Source organism: Streptomyces sp. NPDC050625 (genome assembly GCF_040654755.1).
Taxonomy (GTDB): Bacteria; Actinomycetota; Actinomycetes; order Streptomycetales; family Streptomycetaceae; genus Streptomyces.
The window spans coordinates 86,383-101,450 of record NZ_JBFAIQ010000005.1; the positions used below are offsets into that span (position 1 = coordinate 86,383).

A 15,068-nucleotide genomic window follows, 5' to 3' on the forward strand; every position below is an offset into this window, starting at 1 on the left:
GAGGCACCGCTGGGAAGGGACCCGGCATGAAGGTCTCCATCGACGCCGGCCTCTGTTACGGTTCCGCGGAGTGCGCCCACCGCGCGCCGGCCGTGTTCGCGTTCGAGGACGGGTACGGCGTGGTCCGGCCCGGCCATGAGGACGCCGGCGACGACGGACTCGTACAGGAAGCCGCCGAGCGGTGCCCCTCCCAGGCCATAAGGATCAGCGAGAACGCATGAGCAGTGCCCTTTCCGAGGCCATGGTCACCCTCGGCCGACGCTATGTGCGCGACGCCCCGGGCTCCCTCGGCAAAGCGCTGCTGGCCGGGCGCTGTCTGAATCCGTATCTGCGCGACCACCCCCGGCGGCGGGTGGTCGAGACCCGCTCCGGCGCCCGGTTCGCGGTCGACACCCAGGACCTCATCCAGCGCTATCTGTATCTGTTCGGGGTGTGGGAGCCGCACATGACGCGCTGGCTCCAGGGCCGGCTGCGGCAGGGTGACGTCCTGGTCGACGTCGGAGCGAACGTCGGCTATCTGAGCCTGGTGGCGGCCCGCCTGGTCGGGGACACGGGCCGGGTGGTCGCCGTCGAGGCGTCACCCGCCTTCCACCGCAGGCTGCTGCGGAACATCGAGCTGAACCAGTGTGGCGGCACCGTCCGCGCGGTCAACGCCGCCGTCTCGGACAAGCGCGAGACGCTGACCTTCGTCCTGGCCAGCTCGCACAACATGGGCGCCAACAGCATCGTTCCCTACGACGGCCCCGCCGAGTCGAGCTTCGAGGCGCAGGCGTGCCCGCTGCCCGAACTCCTGGAGCCGGAGGAGATCGCCCGGGCCCGCGTCATCAAGATCGACGTCGAGGGCGCGGAGGGCGCCGTCGTCCAGGGCCTGGCCCCGATCCTCGACCGGCTGCGTCCCGACGCGGAGATCGCCGTCGAGGTCACTCCGGAGCGCATGGCCCGGCTCGGCCACTCGGTCGACGACCTGCTGGAGACCATGCGCAAGGCCGGGTTCCATACGTATCGCCTGCTCAACGACTATGCGCCGGAGAGCTATCCGGCGGCCCTGAGCCGGCCGGTGGCCCCGGTGCGATGGCGGGGACCGGTCGTTGGCGAGAGCGAGCTGGTGTTCTCGCGCGTCGACGCCGAGACGCTCGGGTGACGAGGTCTGGGCGAGTGTCCCGACCGCCGCGGCTCTTCCCGACGACGGATCTGACCGATCCGGCGGTTCACGCCGGCGGATAGCGCCAGTCGACCTCCGCCAGCGCCCGCGCCCTCGCCTCGACGACCGCCATGCGTGCCTCGCGTTCCACCGGATCGACGTGCGAGGCCTGTCCGGTCGCCTGCCCCTCCCACTTCCGGTAGAGCAGTCCCACCTCCGCCGAGAACCAGCCACGGCTCACGGCGTTCAGTGCGAGCAGCAGACCGGTGTCCTCGGACGCCGGGAGGGCCATCCAGCCGCCGAGCGCGAGCAGCAGACCGCGGCGGACGAAGAGCGTCGCGGGGTGGACCTGAGCGCGGAAGCCGTTGGCCTTCCAGTGGTCGAGCACGGCTCCGCGCTCGACGGGGCCCTCGTCCGGGTCGCCCGGGAAGCCGACGGTCGAGCCGTCGGGCAGCAGGTCCAGGGCCCGCGAGGTGGCCCACCCGATGGTGCGGTCGGCCTCCAGAACGGCCAGGTCACGGGCGAGTGCGCCCGGTGCGAGCTGGTCGTCGGCGTCCAGGATCCTGACGTACTCGCCGTCCGCGTGCGCCAGGGCGATCGTGCGGGCGACGCCGGGACCGCCGGGCCGGCCCTGCCGGAAGGTCACCCGCACGTCGTCGGGGAGGTACGGAAGGACCTCGTCCGTCCTTCCGTCCTCCTGGACGACCCAGTGCCACTCCCAGCCGTCCGGGAGCCGCTGTTCGCACAGGGACTTGTACGCCTCCGGCAGGAACCGGGCCGAGGGGGCGTGCACAGCGGTGACGATGATGACGCGCCGGCTCACGGCGGCACTCACCACCTTTCCAGGGACGTGGTGAAGAGCAGTTCCGTGCGGTCGCCCGGCAGCGTGACGACGGAGACGTCCACCACGCGGCCCTCGATGTCGTACGAGGTCTTCCTGAGGACGATCACCGATGTGCCCGCCGGGAGGTCCAGCGCCTTCGCCTCCTCCGGCGTCGGGGGGCGGGCGGTGAAGCGCTCCTCGACGCGGTCCACCTCGATGCCGACGGTGTACAGCTGGTGCTGTGTGCCGCCGGGCCACGGCTCCTTGGTCTCGTCCAGCAGGTCGGGGTTGGCCGCGATCATGTCGCGGACGAGATAGGAGGTGACGAGGTTGAAGGGTGCGGTCTCGGCCGCGTACCGCGTCCTGTACGTGCGTTTGAGCAGCGTCGTGCCCACCGGTACCCCGAAGGCGTCCGCCAGCTCGTCCGGTGCCTCGAACTCGCGGTATTTCGCGTAGAAGACGAGGTCGTCGAGGCGCAGACCGGTGTCGTGCTCCGTGGCTCCGGTCTCGGCCCGGATGGCCTCGGGCGCACGGGCGCGGTTCTTCTCCCACTGGTGCCGCCCGTTGTCGCGGACCGCGAGCGTACGGGGGCGCCGGACGAAGTTGCCGCGGCCGTGCTGCTTGTCGATCAGGCCTTCCTCGCTGAGCAGCCGCAAGGCGTTCTGCACGGTCGGCACGCTCCGGCCGTAGTGCTCGGCCAGGGCGGCCTCGGACGGCAGCCGGTCGCCGGGCTTGCGCAGGCGCTCCCGGATGGACCGGCGTATGTCGTCGGCGATCTCCTCGTAGGCCTTGGGCACGGATTCAGTCTAGCAACTCCTAAAGAGGTCTTGACGACTTGAGGAGTCCGGTCGTTCTGGGCGCGACGAGGACCCCCGGCCCGTGGAGGCCGAGGGTCCTGCCTGTTCAGTACGCAAGCTCGCCGTCATATCTGTCCTGCTCGTGCCCACCGTGTCCGTCAGCAGGCGAGGGGTGCCGTGTGTTCGCCCAGGGCCTCCAGTTCGTCCGCTTCCGTCGTGTCGTCGAGGGGGCGGTGGCGGCAGCTGGGGGATTTGCCGTGGGCCTCCGCGTGGATCCGTTGTTTCATCGTGGGGGGCAGGGCCCTGACGTTGGGTCGGGAACCGGTGGGGGACCAGGACCATCGGGGCAACGACGGCAACGTCGGATGCGCCTTGCTGTTGCGCGGGGTCTCGGTCTGCGGTACCGCCGCGGCGGTGGTCGCCGAGACGAGTCCGAGCGCCGTGAACAGCGCGAGGAAGGCGGTGACGATGGTGGTCCACAGCTTCATGACCTTGTTCCGGGCCATGGCCCCTCACTTTCGGGTCGGGCGATTTGCGTACTTTCCTCATGATGTGTATGGGGGTCGCGAAGTGGTGGACCTCCGCCCGTGGCGCGTCGATGTTCTGATGAACACCACCCGGATGGAGGCAGGGGCGTCGGAAATGTTCCAGAACGGGGCGAGAGAGCCTGAAGAGCGAGCAAAGTGACCGTCCGTGGGGGTGTGATCACCCTCCGATCGGAGCGGCGCGATCCTCACCCATTGCCCTGTCGCGGGCGGGAGTTGGCGTCCGACGCAGGTCACCGATCGATATCGGTCGGTGTGTATAGTCGGGCGCCAGAGGTCCCCTACGTCAAGGAAAGACGAGGTCGCGCGGTGAAGAAGCTTCTCCTGGTCGCACTGGCCGCCATCGGCGGGCTCCTCGTGTACCGCCAGATCCAGGCGGATCGCGCCGAGCAGGATCTGTGGACGGAGGCGACTGACTCCGTGCCCACGGGTTCGTGAGTACCGATACCGGAATCTGATCAGACCCCGACCGCCCTCGCGGTCGGGGTTTTGTGTTGCCGGGGTGCGCCGGGGTGCGCCGGGGGCCGGGGGCGCCGCAGGGGGCGGGGGCAAGGGCCCCGAGACGGCGCTTTTCGGACGCTCGTCCGGATTTCGCGGATGGCGCGGGCGCGGCCGGGGCAGGATGGCCACGGTCCGGCACGACTCGGTCACGACGGCCGGTGTACGACGACGAGGGGGCGCGTGATGATGCGGCGTACGGCGTGGCGGCGGGCCGTCGTCGCGGGCGCGGTGCTGTGCGCGGCGGGGCTGCTGCCGAGCGGGAGCGCCGTGGCGGCCGGTACGCCGGGCGGCAGCGCCTATGACTTCGCCCCGGGCGACCGTGACGTCGTCGGAGCGAGGAGCACCACGGGCGCCGTGGCGCTGGAGCCGGGCCGGACGTACCGCAGCTCCATCGCCCAGGGCGCCAAGCTCTCCTACCGCCTCGAACTCGACGCCACGACGACCGCGTACGTCCCCGTCACCCTCGTACCGCCCCCGAACGCCACCGTCACCGCCTCCGACGGCATCAGGGTGTCGCTGCAGGACGCCGACGGCACCCCCTGCTCCTATGCGTCCGCCCGCTTCGGCGGCGGACTGAGCCCCCGTCCCGTCACGGCGCTCGGGGTGCGCGAGAGCGGGAAGACGCTCTGCAAGGGCGCCGGCATCTACTACCTGCTCGTCGAGCGGCTCGACGCCACCGGATCCGGGAACACCGTCTCGCCCGGCGCCTGGGACCTGGAACTCGCCCCCGTGACGGAACCCCGCCTGGAGCGGGCCGGGGCCACGACAGCGCCCGGGGTCTGGAACTCCGCCTCCCCCGAGGCCCTCGCCGGCGACCCCAGGAGCCGCGGCGGCGGAGCGGGCTTCGCCACGGCACGTGGGCTGGAACAGGGCGTGTGGCAGACCGGCATCGAACCGGGACAGACCCTCTTCTACAAGGTGCCGGTCGACTGGGGCCAGCAGCTCTACGCCACCGCCGAACTGGGCAGTTCGAGCAGCGACGGCGGCTATGTCAACGGCGCCCTCGACCTCGCGGTGCACAACCCCGTCCGCGGCCGCGTGGACGACGTGGCCCGCGGCTACACCGGAAGCCAGACGACGGCCACCGTCTCCCCCCTGCCCCCCGTCGAGTACCGCAACCGGTACGCCGTCGCCGAAGACGTGCGCGGCATGCGCTTCGCCGGCTTCTACTACCTCGTCGTCCATCTCAGCGCCAAGACGGCCGACACGTTCGGCAAGGGCCCCTACGGGCTGACGCTGCGCGTGCGCGTCAGCGGCACCGCGCACTCCGGACCGGGATACGCGGGACTGCCCGCGCAGCACAAGCTCTTCGAAGTCACCCGGCAGGACCGCCGGGCGGCGGCGGCCGGGGCCGCAGGGGAGTCCGGCGGCGGTGACCCGGCGATGAGGGCGCTCGCGGTCGCCGGCCTCGGCACGGGTACCGCGCTGCTGATCCTGCTCGGGGTGTGGACGGTGGTGGCCCGGCGGCGGGCCGGGGCTCAGATCCGGGTCAGCGCCCAGAAGCCCACGGCGTAACAGGCCAGCGCGAGCAGCAGGATCGGGACCGTCGCCTTCGCCGGGGGACCGGGGCGGCGGGCTCGGCGCGCCCGGCGTCTGGAGCGCCGCGGCTCGGTCTCCGGCGCGGGCGGCGGGAACTGCGGCTCCTGGGCGGTGTACGAAGCGGTGGAGGCATCGACTCGCTGCTGCGTCACCGGGGTCAGGACCTGGGTGGGGTTCCACGGCAGATGCGGCTGATGCGGCTGATGCGCCTGCAACGGATGGAATGGGGGGAGCGGCTGCTGGTACGGCTGCTGTTGCGGCTGGAACCCCTGGGGAGTGTGCGCGGTGTACGTCGGCTGGGCGGGTGTTTCCGGCTGCTCCTCCGGCTGGGCCGTATGGGGCGGCGGCAGATGGAAGCTGCCGGTGTCCGACATGGCGGAGGGCTGCGAGCCGGTCGCCCGGCGCGGATCGGCGGGCGCGGCGGTGTTGCCGGTGCCGGAAGTGCCGGCAGTGTCGGCGGCGGCTGCTGCCGCGCCGGAGGCCGGCCTCGACGGCCGGGAGCCCGTGTCCCCCGCTCCTACGGCCTGAGCGCCCGTGTCCACACCTCCGTCCACACCCGGAGCCCGCTCCAGGGGCCCGTCGGGTGCGAAGCCCGGTGGGAGCGGCCCGAGTTGGTCGAAGATCTCGATCCACTCGTCGTCGGCGCCCGGTTCGGGCAGCAACTCCCTGGCGGAGGCGAGGGCCTTGCGCGCACCCGTCGCCGTACGGAAGCGGGCCTGTGGGTCGGGCTGGATCAGCGTGGCCACGACCTGCCAGAGCGGATCCGGGATGCCCTTGGGCGCACCCGGTGTGCCGTGCTCGGCGAAGTACTGGACGAGCGCCTTGGCGTCGGGCTTGGCACCCTCCAGCAGATACAGCGCGACCAGACCCACCGCGAACAGGTCGGACGGGAAGTCCGGTTCCGCGCCCATCATCTGCTCGGGCGCGAGGTAGCCGGGCGTTCCCACCACGAGGTTGGTCTCCGTCAGACGGGGTTCGCCCAGCCGCATCGCGATCCCGAAGTCGGACAGCCGCAGCCGCGGGCGGCCGGTGCCGGTCGCTTCGAGCAGGATGTTGGCGGGCTTGATGTCACGGTGCACCACCCCTTCCCCGTGCACCGCGGCGAGCCCGGACAGGAGCTGATCGAGGAGCGTGCAGACGAACACCGGCGGCAGCGGGCCGTAGTCCCCGACCAGATGGACCAGCGAACCTCCGGCGACCAGGTCCATGGTGAACAGGACCTGGTCGTCGTCGGCGGCCCAGCTGGCCGGTGCGAGCACATGCGGATGGTCGATCCGCAGGGCCTGCTCCCGCACGAAGCGCAGGAGCGAGTGGGCGTCGCGCTGCTGCAGCACCTTGGCGGCCACATAGCGCCGGCGGCGGTGATCCCAGGCGCGCCACACGGCGCCGACTCCTCCGCGACCGATCGGGTCGACCAGTTCGTACCGGCCGGCGAAGACCTCACCCATGGCTGCCCGTCGCTCCTCCCCCTGCGGTTGCCCCCTGCTTCCCCCGTACTTCCCCCGGTACTTCCCTCGTGCTTCCCCCGTGATGAGTGATACGACCCCTCCGTGCCCCGAGCCGTTCCCCGACCCCGATCCGCCGGACCCCCTCCGGTGGACCGGGCCGTGGGATCAGCTCTGGTGGGACTGGTAGTGCGCGACCGCGTCGGAGGTGCGGCCCGCGCCGTACACCCGGAGGAACTCTGCCAGTTCCGGGTGGGTCGGGGCGAGGGTGTCGGCGGCCTCGATGATGTCCCCCGCGGCGGCCACCGAACGCAGCAGCGACTGGATCTCCCGCACCACCCGCTTGACCGTGGGCGCACCCGAACTGGTCGTCGGCTGCGAGGTGTTGCTGAGCACGGAGCCCCCCTGCGACTTCTTGATCTCGTCCATGCGGTCCGTCGCCTCGGCCGCGCTCACGCTGCCGTCCGCGACCTGCGCCGCCAGGTCCTGAAGCAGCTGCACCCGCTGGACCACCGCGGGATTGCCGATCTTCGCGCGCTGGCCGCTCATCAGCTGTGACAGCATCGGCGCGGAGAGTCCCAGCACCGCCGCGAGACGAGCCTGGTTGAGGCCAAGATCGTCGATGAGCTTACGGAAGAGCGCCCCCAACGGCTCCCCGTACCAGTTCCGCTGCAGCTCCCGCGCTCTTGCGGTGGCTTCCTGCTGTGCGGCGTCCATTGCGTCTCCCCATCGCTTCCCCAGAACGTGGTTCGCTGTCGCGAACCACGACGAGCATCTTACGGAGAGTGGTCGTTCACGGGGACCCCCAAGTTTTTTGCGAGATACCGGGGGTGACCCGGTACTCTGGTCTGCGGCGCCCACCGGAGTGATCCGGCGGCTGCTTTTTGCACGGGGCCTTAGCTCAGTTGGTAGAGCGCTGTCTTTGCATGGCAGATGTCAGGGGTTCGACTCCCCTAGGCTCCACCCGGTAAATGCCCTCTGACCTGCGGAAACGTGGTTTCAGGGGGCATTTTTTGTGCCCATCAGTGGGCGGGGCCGTGCCCATCGGATACGGCGGAGCCCTTGTCTCCCAAGGGGTTTGCTGCCCCTGTCTCTCCCCCCGCGATCTCCTAGGCTCGGGGCGTCGGTGCGCTCGTAGGTCTGCTTCTCTGGGGACGGGTGTGAGCGGACGGCCCAGAGTTGCGATCATCGGCCGGACTGGATCCCGGATGAATGCGCGGTCAGCTGCTGGCGGGCTGTGCGGCGAGCGGGCGCAGGCGGTGGGCGTCGTCGAATAGGGCGCGTTTCGGCCAGTCGCACGGCGATGAGCGCGGTCGGCGCTGCGGGGGCAAGCAGTGCCGGGGAGGCCGGCGACACGGCTCCACTCAACTCGGGGCACTTCGTCCTGTCCGGAAAACTTGGGACACCTCAGAGGTCGGATTCGGCGCGTCGTGTGGGCCGTGGTCGAGCCATTGATGGGTTGAGTCCGTGGCTGCCTCGATGAGTTGCGCAGTCTGCCGGAAATCGATGGGCAGCAGTTCCACCGGGCGTACCGGCGGCAGAACATGGAGCCGCACGTGGGCGCGGGCCTGCGCGATCGAGGCTGCCATGCGTTGCTCTTCCAGCAGGTTGTACGCGTGAACAGCCATCGCGAGCACGGTGGACGGCGGCGCGGACAGACGGCACGGGAACCCACGGGCCAGGACATAGACCTCGTCTGCGCCGAGCGCGATCGCACGGTCGAGGGTGGTGCCGTTGGCTACGGCGCCATCGATGAGGTGGCGTCCCTCGATCTCCACCGGCGGGTAGAACCCCGGAACGGCGGTGCTGGCCATGAGCGCCGGTATCGCCGGGCCGTAGGTGAGGAGGATCCCTTGCCCGTCGCATGCATCCGTGGCCAGGATCTTGAGAGGAACCGTCGCGTCCTCGATGCGCTCCAGCGGCAGGACATGGTGAAGGAAATCCTCGAAACGACGATTGCTGAAAACGTGATCGGCCCGGCCGGCCGCCGCCCGGCCGACCAGGACAGGGTCGACTGGGAAGATGTAGTTCAGCCCTCCCAGTGCCCGCAGAACGGCACGAACAGGGCGGCCCGGGAAGCTGGCGAGCAGTCTCGGCAGCATTTGTGAGGGCTCCAAGGGGTACACATCGTGCTCCCCGACCTGCAGCCACAACCGCGCGAGTTCATCGACACCTTGTGTGTCCGGCCGGGCCGCGTAATAGGCCGCGTTCAGGGAGCCCACCGAGGCGCCGACGACAAGGTCGGGATGTATGCCGCGCGCGGTAAGAGCGCGCAGCATCCCCACCTGTGCGGCGCCCAGACTGCCGCCCCCCGACAGAACAAATGCCGTCGTCATCACGAAACCTCTTCGCGAACCCCTGAATTTCAGGGTCACAGTCGACCTTCTGATGGTCCAGTGACTCTCCGACCTGCTCGATTGACTCGTGCACGATGTGGTTGCCACGAACGCCACCCAGTACGACCTTCGCATCATTGCCTAATGCAAGAGTACGCTGGAAGAAGCGGGTCCAGAGGGTGGCCGGAGCCGCACGAGAAACGGGCCCCGCGGAGTGGGAGTCCCCAGAGGTCACCCTGAAGGCCGGAGTCGCCCTACCAGCGCGCACCCGGTCCCCTCGGTCATCGTGACTCGGCGGTCAGCGCCGGCACGTGACCGCTTGAGCCTATTGGGGCGTTTCAGGGCACCGAGAGGAAGCGAGTCGCATGTCTGACCTCTCTCACAGTCGGCCCGACATCGCCGGCCACCCCGACGTGGCCGAGATGCGGGAACGCTATGCACGCGTGGCGGGCGGCCGTCAGGCCGTCGCCGTGGACGGGCTGATCCTGCTGACCGGGCTGTACACGGCCATCTCGCCCTGGGTCGTGCACTTCCATGCACAGCCCGACATCACCGTGAACAACCTGATCGTCGGCATCACCATGACCGTGATCGGCCTGGGGCTGTCACTGGCCGGCGAGAAGTTGCTCCGGCTGAGCTGGACAGTCGCCGCCATGGGCGTCTGGATGATCATCTCGCCGTGGGTGGTCACCGTCGGCCACAGCGCCTCCGCAGGAATCATCTGGAACAACTGCTGGATCGGTGGCGTCGCCTTCGCCCTGGGTCTGGCTGCCATGGCCATGGCGAGGTCGGCCGGTTCCGGCACCGCCACGAAGTAGTGGCCCCATCGGCGCGGCACAGGTTTGCGCCGCCGTGGCCTGGCCGCGCCTCTGGCACGGGAACGCCCCTGGGAGGGTCCCATGAGCCTCTCCCAACACGATCAGCGGGTCCTCGCCGACATCGAGCAGCATCTGACCGAGGACGACCCACATCTGGCACGGATGCTCAGTTCCTTCGGTAAGGTCACCCCCCTCTACACCCTCCTCCCGCGCTTGCTCCGGCGCTGTCGCGCGGTCCCTCGGGCCACCGCGGCGTTCCTGTCGCTCGCCGCAATACTGCTGGTCGTGGCCATCGCCGTTTCCAGTCCGGCCCTCTTCATCACGGCGATGGCCATGGCCTGCGTCTCGGCACTGCCGAAACTGACCGGATCCTTCCCGCACTCTCGCCACAGCGGCCGCACGAACCGCTGACCGTAGCGCCCCTTGGGCACCGGCCAGGTGATCAGCCACCACACGAGCCACCCCGGGGCGGCCGCATTCCGGAGCCGCCACGCCGTGCCACCTCAGCGGTCCGGGGGATCATCCGTCGGCATGCTGCCCCTGCCGGCCGTCGCCGGATGGCGCACCACATGGGCTGCGAGCGCTGTGGACAGGTCATGGTGGACGGGGATGCCCGGACAGTCCCCTTCGGACAGGGGCGCACCGCCAGAGGGGATCGCGGCAAGTTCCAGGCTTCGGCCATGAGCTGCGAGGCAGCGCGCGGCTTCGGCGATGGCACACCGCCCCTCCGTGGACCAGGCCCGCAATTCGGCGAGGTCCACGATGACCGGTCCGGTGCCGCGGACCACAAGCCAGTCGACCGCACCCAGGAAACGGTGCACGGCGTCCGGGCCCAGGTATCCGGCTACAGAAAGCACGCCCACGTCCACGTCTTCTTCGATGGTGTAGCGCCAGTCGATGGTCATGTCGTGAACCTCCTTGTACGACGCGACGGTTCAGATCGCCGGCTACCGCTGTCCGGCAGCGCGCCACTGTATGTTCCGACCCCGCGATCGTGCGACAATGCAACGGTTTTTGCGGCAGGTCACTCCGCGCCCGTCGTTGCGGAACCACTCTGGACATGGCAGAACGCGCCCTTTGGGTTTTCCTGCTCGTGCGGACTTCCGTCCGCACGACGAAAGGGCCGATACGTCGACGGTTCGACGCGCGTTTCGGCTCGCTGCGGGCCGGCTACAGAAAGGGAAGGTGCATGTCCGCCGTCGCCGCCACCGGTCGACCGAGTCAACGACGGATGCCGGAATCCGGCCGGGGCCGTACCGGCGTAGGCGGGCGCGGCAGGGTGCCGTGCTCGCCGTTTCGGGCGCGCTGGGGCTCGTGGCGTCCTGGGTCATCACGATCGACGAGTTCAAGATCTTCGAGGCCCGGACGGCGGGCCGGACGTTCACGCCGAGCTGCAGTCTCAATCCCGCGGTGTCCTGTGGCAGCGTCATGGAGAGCGCGCAAGCGCATGTGTTCGGCTTTCCCAACCCCCTGATCGGTCTTGTCTGTTATGCCGTGGTGGTCACACTCGAGGTCGGACTGATCGCCGGCGGCCGGTACCCGGCGTGGATCTGGACGGGACTCGCCTGTGGTGCCCTGTTCGGGGTGTCGTTCTGCAGTTGGCTGCAGTTCCAGTCGTTGTTCCGCATCAACGCTCTGTGTCTGTGGTGCTGTCTCGTGCTGCTGGAATTCTCCTGGGTGCTGCCGGTGCTGCCGGTGCTGTGGACGGGGCTGATCGGTGTGGCCATCCTCGTCCGCTGGTGGGACTTCTGGACGGTGTGAGCCCGGCGGCCCACTGGTTCAGGGGCGGAACCCAGACATGGCCCCTGCCGGGTCAACTCACCTCTGTCTTGTGACAGGCCAGGCAGGTGATGTGCCGCAGGGGTTCGTCATGCGTCGCGCGGCCGGTTCCGTTGACGTCCTGGACCAGAACGTGGCTCTGGTGCGCGTGTTCGCGGCAGACCGCCGCCCCGCAGCGGACGCACACGGCCACGGCCGGCGTCGCGATGATGTCAGGGCAGTCGTAGCAGTTCATACCGTCTCCTCTCGCAATGCCAGAGCCAGACGCCAAGGCTTACCCGCGCGCAATTCCATGCTCCCGCCGAACATTGCAGAATGCAAGGAATTCGTGGGGCGCGCACCGGTGACTGTGGCCCGCGATCGCCGCACGGGGAGAGCAGGGCAGGGGGCTGGGACAGTCGGCAGGCGGCCTTCAGACGGTGCGTGGTCCGCGGGCCGGAGTCAGCCGTCCCTTGGCCGACGACGTCCTCCCTGCGGGGCGTCCGGCGGAGCCGGGTTGAGTGGGTCGTCGATGAGGCCGCCAACGCGGCGCACCTCGTCGAAGGGATCCACGGCCATCTCGTCCGCCGTCTCGGTGAGCGCCTTCAGCGCGGGAACGAGCGTGGCGCGCGCTTGGGCGGGCAGTTTCTGCACGAGGGTGCGGATCTCGGCGCGCCGGTGCGTGAGGACGCGCTCGACAAGGTCCCGTCCGTTGGGCGTGAGGCGGAGGATGACCTCGCGCCGGTTGTCTGGGTTGGTCTTGCGGTCGATGAGGCCGACGGACAGCAGGCGTTCGACCATACGCAGAGCGGTCGAGGAGTTGACCCCCAGCGTCGCGGCCATGGCGGCGAGCTTGACGGGCCCGCACGTGTCGAGCACCACCAGGGCGCGCAACTGGGGCAGCGTCAGGGAATCGTCGGTGGACGCGAGCGCGCGGGCCGAGATGGCGACGAGCAGCCTGGATGCCGCCATGACGGCAAGCGTGACCTCCTCGGCCTCCTGGTCGAGTTCCGCGCGAGAGGGTGGTGCGCCGGAGGGCTTGAGCCGGCCGGAGTCCTGCCGCGTCATCGCGTTTGTTCCACCTCTCCTGGTGTCGGTCTTGCGGCCTGGCATGACGTCCTCACCCCTTGCAATCATTGCAGAATGCAATGTTATAGTCGGTACATAGGCCGGAGCCGTTCGGGCGCGAAGGTTACGGCGTCAAGGGCGTGATGACGTTGAAGGCCGAGCCGATACATGAAGCCTATTCGTTCGTGTGCCTGCGGTGCGGGCACGCATGGGAGGGCTCTTACGAGATCCGGCACGCCCTCGACCGTCAGGGTCGCGTGCGAGTGGACTACTACGAGAAGAGCCTCAAGGTCCCTTCGCCGCTGACCGCTAACAGGTGCCGGGTGTGCTGCGGATGCCGGATCCGGATCCTGCGGCCCGGACGGGTGCGATCCGCTCGCCCCCGGTTCGACTGACGCCACCGCCGGGAGTGCTGATGCGCGACGGTGTGCAACCGCCCGCGCACAAGGCGAGGCCTGCCCTCACCGCCCCGCTGCCCGTCCGGGCCGTCCGCCGGCATGGTCCGTTCAGCACCTGGTACCGGCCACGCCCTGATGCCCGGAGCAGCGCCCCACACACCAGCCGACACCGGAGTACTCCCATGCCCGCACCCCGCACTCTGGCCGTGCCGGTCGGCGCAGCGGCGGCACTGGTGGCCGTCGGACTGCTCAAGCTCATCGCCCTCATCACCAACCTGAGCTTCCTCGGACGTGCGGGATTCGGCCCCGCGGTGCCGGGCGACACGGCGCACCGGTGGCTGCTGCTCGTCATGCCCGTGATCGGGGGGCTGGTGATCGGGGTGATGGCCCGGTACGGCTCGGACAAGATACGAGGGCACGGCATGCCGGAGGCCATCGAGTCGATCCTGGTCGGCGGCAGCCGGGTGCAGCCACGGGTCGCGGTACTCAAGCCCACGTCGGCCGCCATCTCCATCGGGACGGGCGGGCCGTTCGGCGCCGAGGGCCCGATCATCATGACGGGTGGAGCGGTCGGCTCCCTCCTCGCCCAACTGCTGCGCGTCACCGCCGACGAACGCAAGGCACTGCTGGTCACCGGCTCCGCCAAGCCGGGCGGCGGCCTCTGCCGCCGTTCCGGCCGTGGTCCGCCGGGGGCACTTCAGCAGGCGGATCGAGCCGCGCGCCCTGTGAGACGGTTCGTCCGTGGATCACGCCGCCGGACGGATGCCGGGCGGCGCGTTCCAGAGAGCCGCCGGCACGAGGCTCCGGCCGGAAGCGCTCAGAAGCCGGCCGCGGCGCCGCAGTACGCAGCCTGCAGGGCCCGGGAGCGATCCGCATAGCCCGTGATATGGGTGACCAGGCCGTCGACGACGTCGAAAACCTGGTACACCGTGCCGCCTGAACCAGCCGTGAGCGCCACGCCGTGAATCCGCAGTCCGAGGACCACGGCTCCCGGGTAGGTGAAGGTCTCGTCGACCGTCATCCGCTGCGTGCGGGCGTACAGGCGCGCGCAGCGTCCGAGGACGCGAGAGCGGCCACAGCAACCCCTAGCACTCCTGCCGGGATGACCCCAGCACACGTTCGGGTGCAGGACCTCGGCCAGAACCTGCCAGTCGGCAGCGTCCAGCGCTCGGCGCAAGTGAGCAGCGAGGGCGCTGGGGCCGGACCCGCGACTGGGTGACATATGTTCGTCCTCCCGACTCACGGAATCACTTAACATAATAAACTATGCGACAGTGCAATGGTTTGCCAGGCCATCAGGCTGACCCCGCAAGGGCCGCCAGGTCCTGCGCCCGGTGGTGGGCACGGCCACGGTGGCTGCCTGGTTCGCGGCCATCGACACCGTCACCTACCAGGGCGTCGAGTCCGCCGACATGAAAGCCGAACCCATCGAGATCAACGGTGGGCCGGGCATGGTGTTCAGCGGGCCGACGGCAACGCTTACGACATCGGGACGCGGTGAGCGTCGTCACCGCGCGCTGCCGCCGGGCGCGAGCAGGCTGGGCGCTGCCCGGAAGAACAATCACCTCAACCCAGTCGTTTGCGATTTTGCTCTCGGCCGCACGGTTAGAAACCCGCGATATCGAGGGAATGGCTGCCATCTGATTGCAGGAGCAACCAGATGTGGAGTACAGAAAAGTCCGATTCGATTGCAAAGTTTAGGTAAAGTTGCAGGTCGGGAGGCCTGTCGATTCGGGTTCGACTTCCCTGGGCTCCACGTCGTCAGACCCCTCCGGCCAGCTGGAACGTGGTTGGAGGGGTCTTTTTTGTCCAGGTTTTCCGTGCTGAGGGACGTCTCGGCCGGTATGGGTGCGGGGCCGGACACCAAGGTGTCCGGCCCCGCTGTCACCCACCGCCCGC

18 protein-coding genes, 1 tRNA gene and 1 pseudogene are annotated in these 15,068 nt (G+C 69.5%); 10 read left to right on the forward strand and 10 right to left on the reverse strand.

Features of this window, described 5'->3' with window-relative positions:
- Positions 1-26: 26 nt before the first annotated feature.
- Positions 27-221, forward strand: coding sequence for a ferredoxin (locus tag AB0I54_RS13635; RefSeq protein ID WP_263210617.1), 195 nt, complete (start codon positions 27-29; stop codon positions 219-221).
- Positions 218-1,141 (forward strand): FkbM family methyltransferase, encoded by a 924-nt coding sequence (locus AB0I54_RS13640; protein WP_363296154.1) that lies wholly within the window; start codon positions 218-220, stop codon positions 1,139-1,141. The genes AB0I54_RS13635 and AB0I54_RS13640 overlap by 4 nt, the downstream gene beginning before the upstream one ends.
- Positions 1,142-1,208: 67 nt before the next feature.
- Here AB0I54_RS13640 and AB0I54_RS13645 read toward each other — a convergent pair whose 3' ends face one another.
- From AB0I54_RS13645 to AB0I54_RS13655, 3 genes are all read right to left on the reverse strand, one after another.
- Entirely contained in the window at positions 1,209-1,964 is a 756-nt protein-coding gene (locus tag AB0I54_RS13645; protein WP_363296155.1) for a glycosyltransferase, read from the reverse strand.
- Positions 1,965-1,972: 8 nt separating this feature from the next.
- Positions 1,973-2,761, reverse strand: coding sequence for a GntR family transcriptional regulator (locus tag AB0I54_RS13650; protein ID WP_363296156.1), 789 nt, complete (start codon positions 2,759-2,761; stop codon positions 1,973-1,975).
- A 158-nt stretch (positions 2,762-2,919) separates the two neighbouring features.
- Positions 2,920-3,267 (reverse strand): DUF6344 domain-containing protein, encoded by a 348-nt coding sequence (locus AB0I54_RS13655; protein ID WP_363296157.1) that lies wholly within the window; start codon positions 3,265-3,267, stop codon positions 2,920-2,922.
- 348 nt (positions 3,268-3,615) lie between these two features.
- Here AB0I54_RS13655 and AB0I54_RS13660 point away from each other — a divergent pair, with 348 nt between their 5' ends.
- Both AB0I54_RS13660 and AB0I54_RS13665 read left to right on the forward strand, forming a co-directional pair.
- Entirely contained in the window at positions 3,616-3,744 is a 129-nt protein-coding gene (locus AB0I54_RS13660; RefSeq protein WP_003999697.1) for a DLW-39 family protein, read from the forward strand.
- Positions 3,745-3,990: 246 nt separating this feature from the next.
- Positions 3,991-5,322 (forward strand): hypothetical protein, encoded by a 1,332-nt coding sequence (locus AB0I54_RS13665; protein WP_363296158.1) that lies wholly within the window; start codon positions 3,991-3,993, stop codon positions 5,320-5,322.
- On the opposite strand, the gene AB0I54_RS13670 is transcribed toward AB0I54_RS13665, so the two are convergent.
- Together AB0I54_RS13670 and AB0I54_RS13675 are read right to left on the reverse strand one after the other, a co-directional pair.
- Entirely contained in the window at positions 5,286-6,794 is a 1,509-nt protein-coding gene (locus AB0I54_RS13670) for a protein kinase (protein ID WP_363296159.1), read from the reverse strand. The genes AB0I54_RS13665 and AB0I54_RS13670 overlap by 37 nt on opposite strands.
- Before the next feature lie 165 nt (positions 6,795-6,959).
- Positions 6,960-7,508 (reverse strand): DNA-binding protein, encoded by a 549-nt coding sequence (locus tag AB0I54_RS13675; RefSeq protein WP_263210626.1) that lies wholly within the window; start codon positions 7,506-7,508, stop codon positions 6,960-6,962.
- 173 nt (positions 7,509-7,681) lie between these two features.
- On the opposite strand from AB0I54_RS13675, the gene AB0I54_RS13680 reads away from it, so the two are divergent.
- Positions 7,682-7,754, forward strand: a tRNA-Ala gene (locus AB0I54_RS13680).
- 401 nt (positions 7,755-8,155) lie between these two features.
- Here the strand turns inward: AB0I54_RS13680 and AB0I54_RS13685 are convergent.
- Positions 8,156-9,127, reverse strand: coding sequence for a patatin-like phospholipase family protein (locus AB0I54_RS13685; protein ID WP_363296160.1), 972 nt, complete (start codon positions 9,125-9,127; stop codon positions 8,156-8,158).
- A 365-nt stretch (positions 9,128-9,492) separates the two neighbouring features.
- Here AB0I54_RS13685 and AB0I54_RS13690 point away from each other — a divergent pair, with 365 nt between their 5' ends.
- Both AB0I54_RS13690 and AB0I54_RS13695 read left to right on the forward strand, forming a co-directional pair.
- Entirely contained in the window at positions 9,493-9,945 is a 453-nt protein-coding gene (locus AB0I54_RS13690) for an SPW repeat protein (protein WP_363296161.1), read from the forward strand.
- A gap of 81 nt (positions 9,946-10,026) precedes the next feature.
- A complete protein-coding gene (locus AB0I54_RS13695; protein ID WP_363296162.1) occupies positions 10,027-10,356 on the forward strand; it encodes a DUF3040 domain-containing protein in 330 nt (109 codons plus the stop codon).
- Between the two features lie 92 nt (positions 10,357-10,448).
- Here AB0I54_RS13695 and AB0I54_RS13700 read toward each other — a convergent pair whose 3' ends face one another.
- Complete coding sequence (locus AB0I54_RS13700; protein WP_363296164.1) at positions 10,449-10,850, reverse strand: anti-sigma factor antagonist; 402 nt, start codon at positions 10,848-10,850, stop codon at positions 10,449-10,451.
- Positions 10,851-11,184: 334 nt separating this feature from the next.
- Here AB0I54_RS13700 and AB0I54_RS13705 point away from each other — a divergent pair, with 334 nt between their 5' ends.
- On the forward strand, positions 11,185-11,706 hold the full coding sequence (locus AB0I54_RS13705) for a vitamin K epoxide reductase family protein (protein WP_363296511.1): 522 nt from the start codon (positions 11,185-11,187) through the stop codon (positions 11,704-11,706).
- Between the two features lie 52 nt (positions 11,707-11,758).
- On the opposite strand, the gene AB0I54_RS13710 is transcribed toward AB0I54_RS13705, so the two are convergent.
- Both AB0I54_RS13710 and AB0I54_RS13715 read right to left on the reverse strand, forming a co-directional pair.
- The gene (locus AB0I54_RS13710; protein WP_363296165.1) at positions 11,759-11,959 is read right to left on the reverse strand and encodes a DUF2180 family protein; all 201 of its coding nucleotides are present in this window, start codon (positions 11,957-11,959) and stop codon (positions 11,759-11,761) included.
- A gap of 206 nt (positions 11,960-12,165) precedes the next feature.
- Positions 12,166-12,771, reverse strand: coding sequence for a MarR family winged helix-turn-helix transcriptional regulator (locus AB0I54_RS13715; protein WP_363296166.1), 606 nt, complete (start codon positions 12,769-12,771; stop codon positions 12,166-12,168).
- Between the two features lie 580 nt (positions 12,772-13,351).
- Between AB0I54_RS13715 and AB0I54_RS13720 the strand changes: the two genes are divergently transcribed.
- Positions 13,352-14,047 (forward strand): chloride channel protein, encoded by a 696-nt coding sequence (locus AB0I54_RS13720; RefSeq protein WP_363296167.1) that lies wholly within the window; start codon positions 13,352-13,354, stop codon positions 14,045-14,047.
- On the opposite strand, the gene AB0I54_RS13725 is transcribed toward AB0I54_RS13720, so the two are convergent.
- Positions 13,987-14,427, reverse strand: a complete 441-nt coding sequence (locus AB0I54_RS13725; RefSeq protein ID WP_363296168.1) for a nuclear transport factor 2 family protein — start codon at positions 14,425-14,427, stop codon at positions 13,987-13,989. The genes AB0I54_RS13720 and AB0I54_RS13725 overlap by 61 nt on opposite strands.
- 52 nt (positions 14,428-14,479) lie before the next feature.
- On the opposite strand from AB0I54_RS13725, the pseudogene AB0I54_RS13730 reads away from it, so the two are divergent.
- Positions 14,480-14,653 (forward strand): annotated as a pseudogene (locus tag AB0I54_RS13730) (RNA polymerase subunit sigma-24); the annotation flags it as partial.
- Positions 14,654-15,068: the final 415 nt, after the last annotated feature.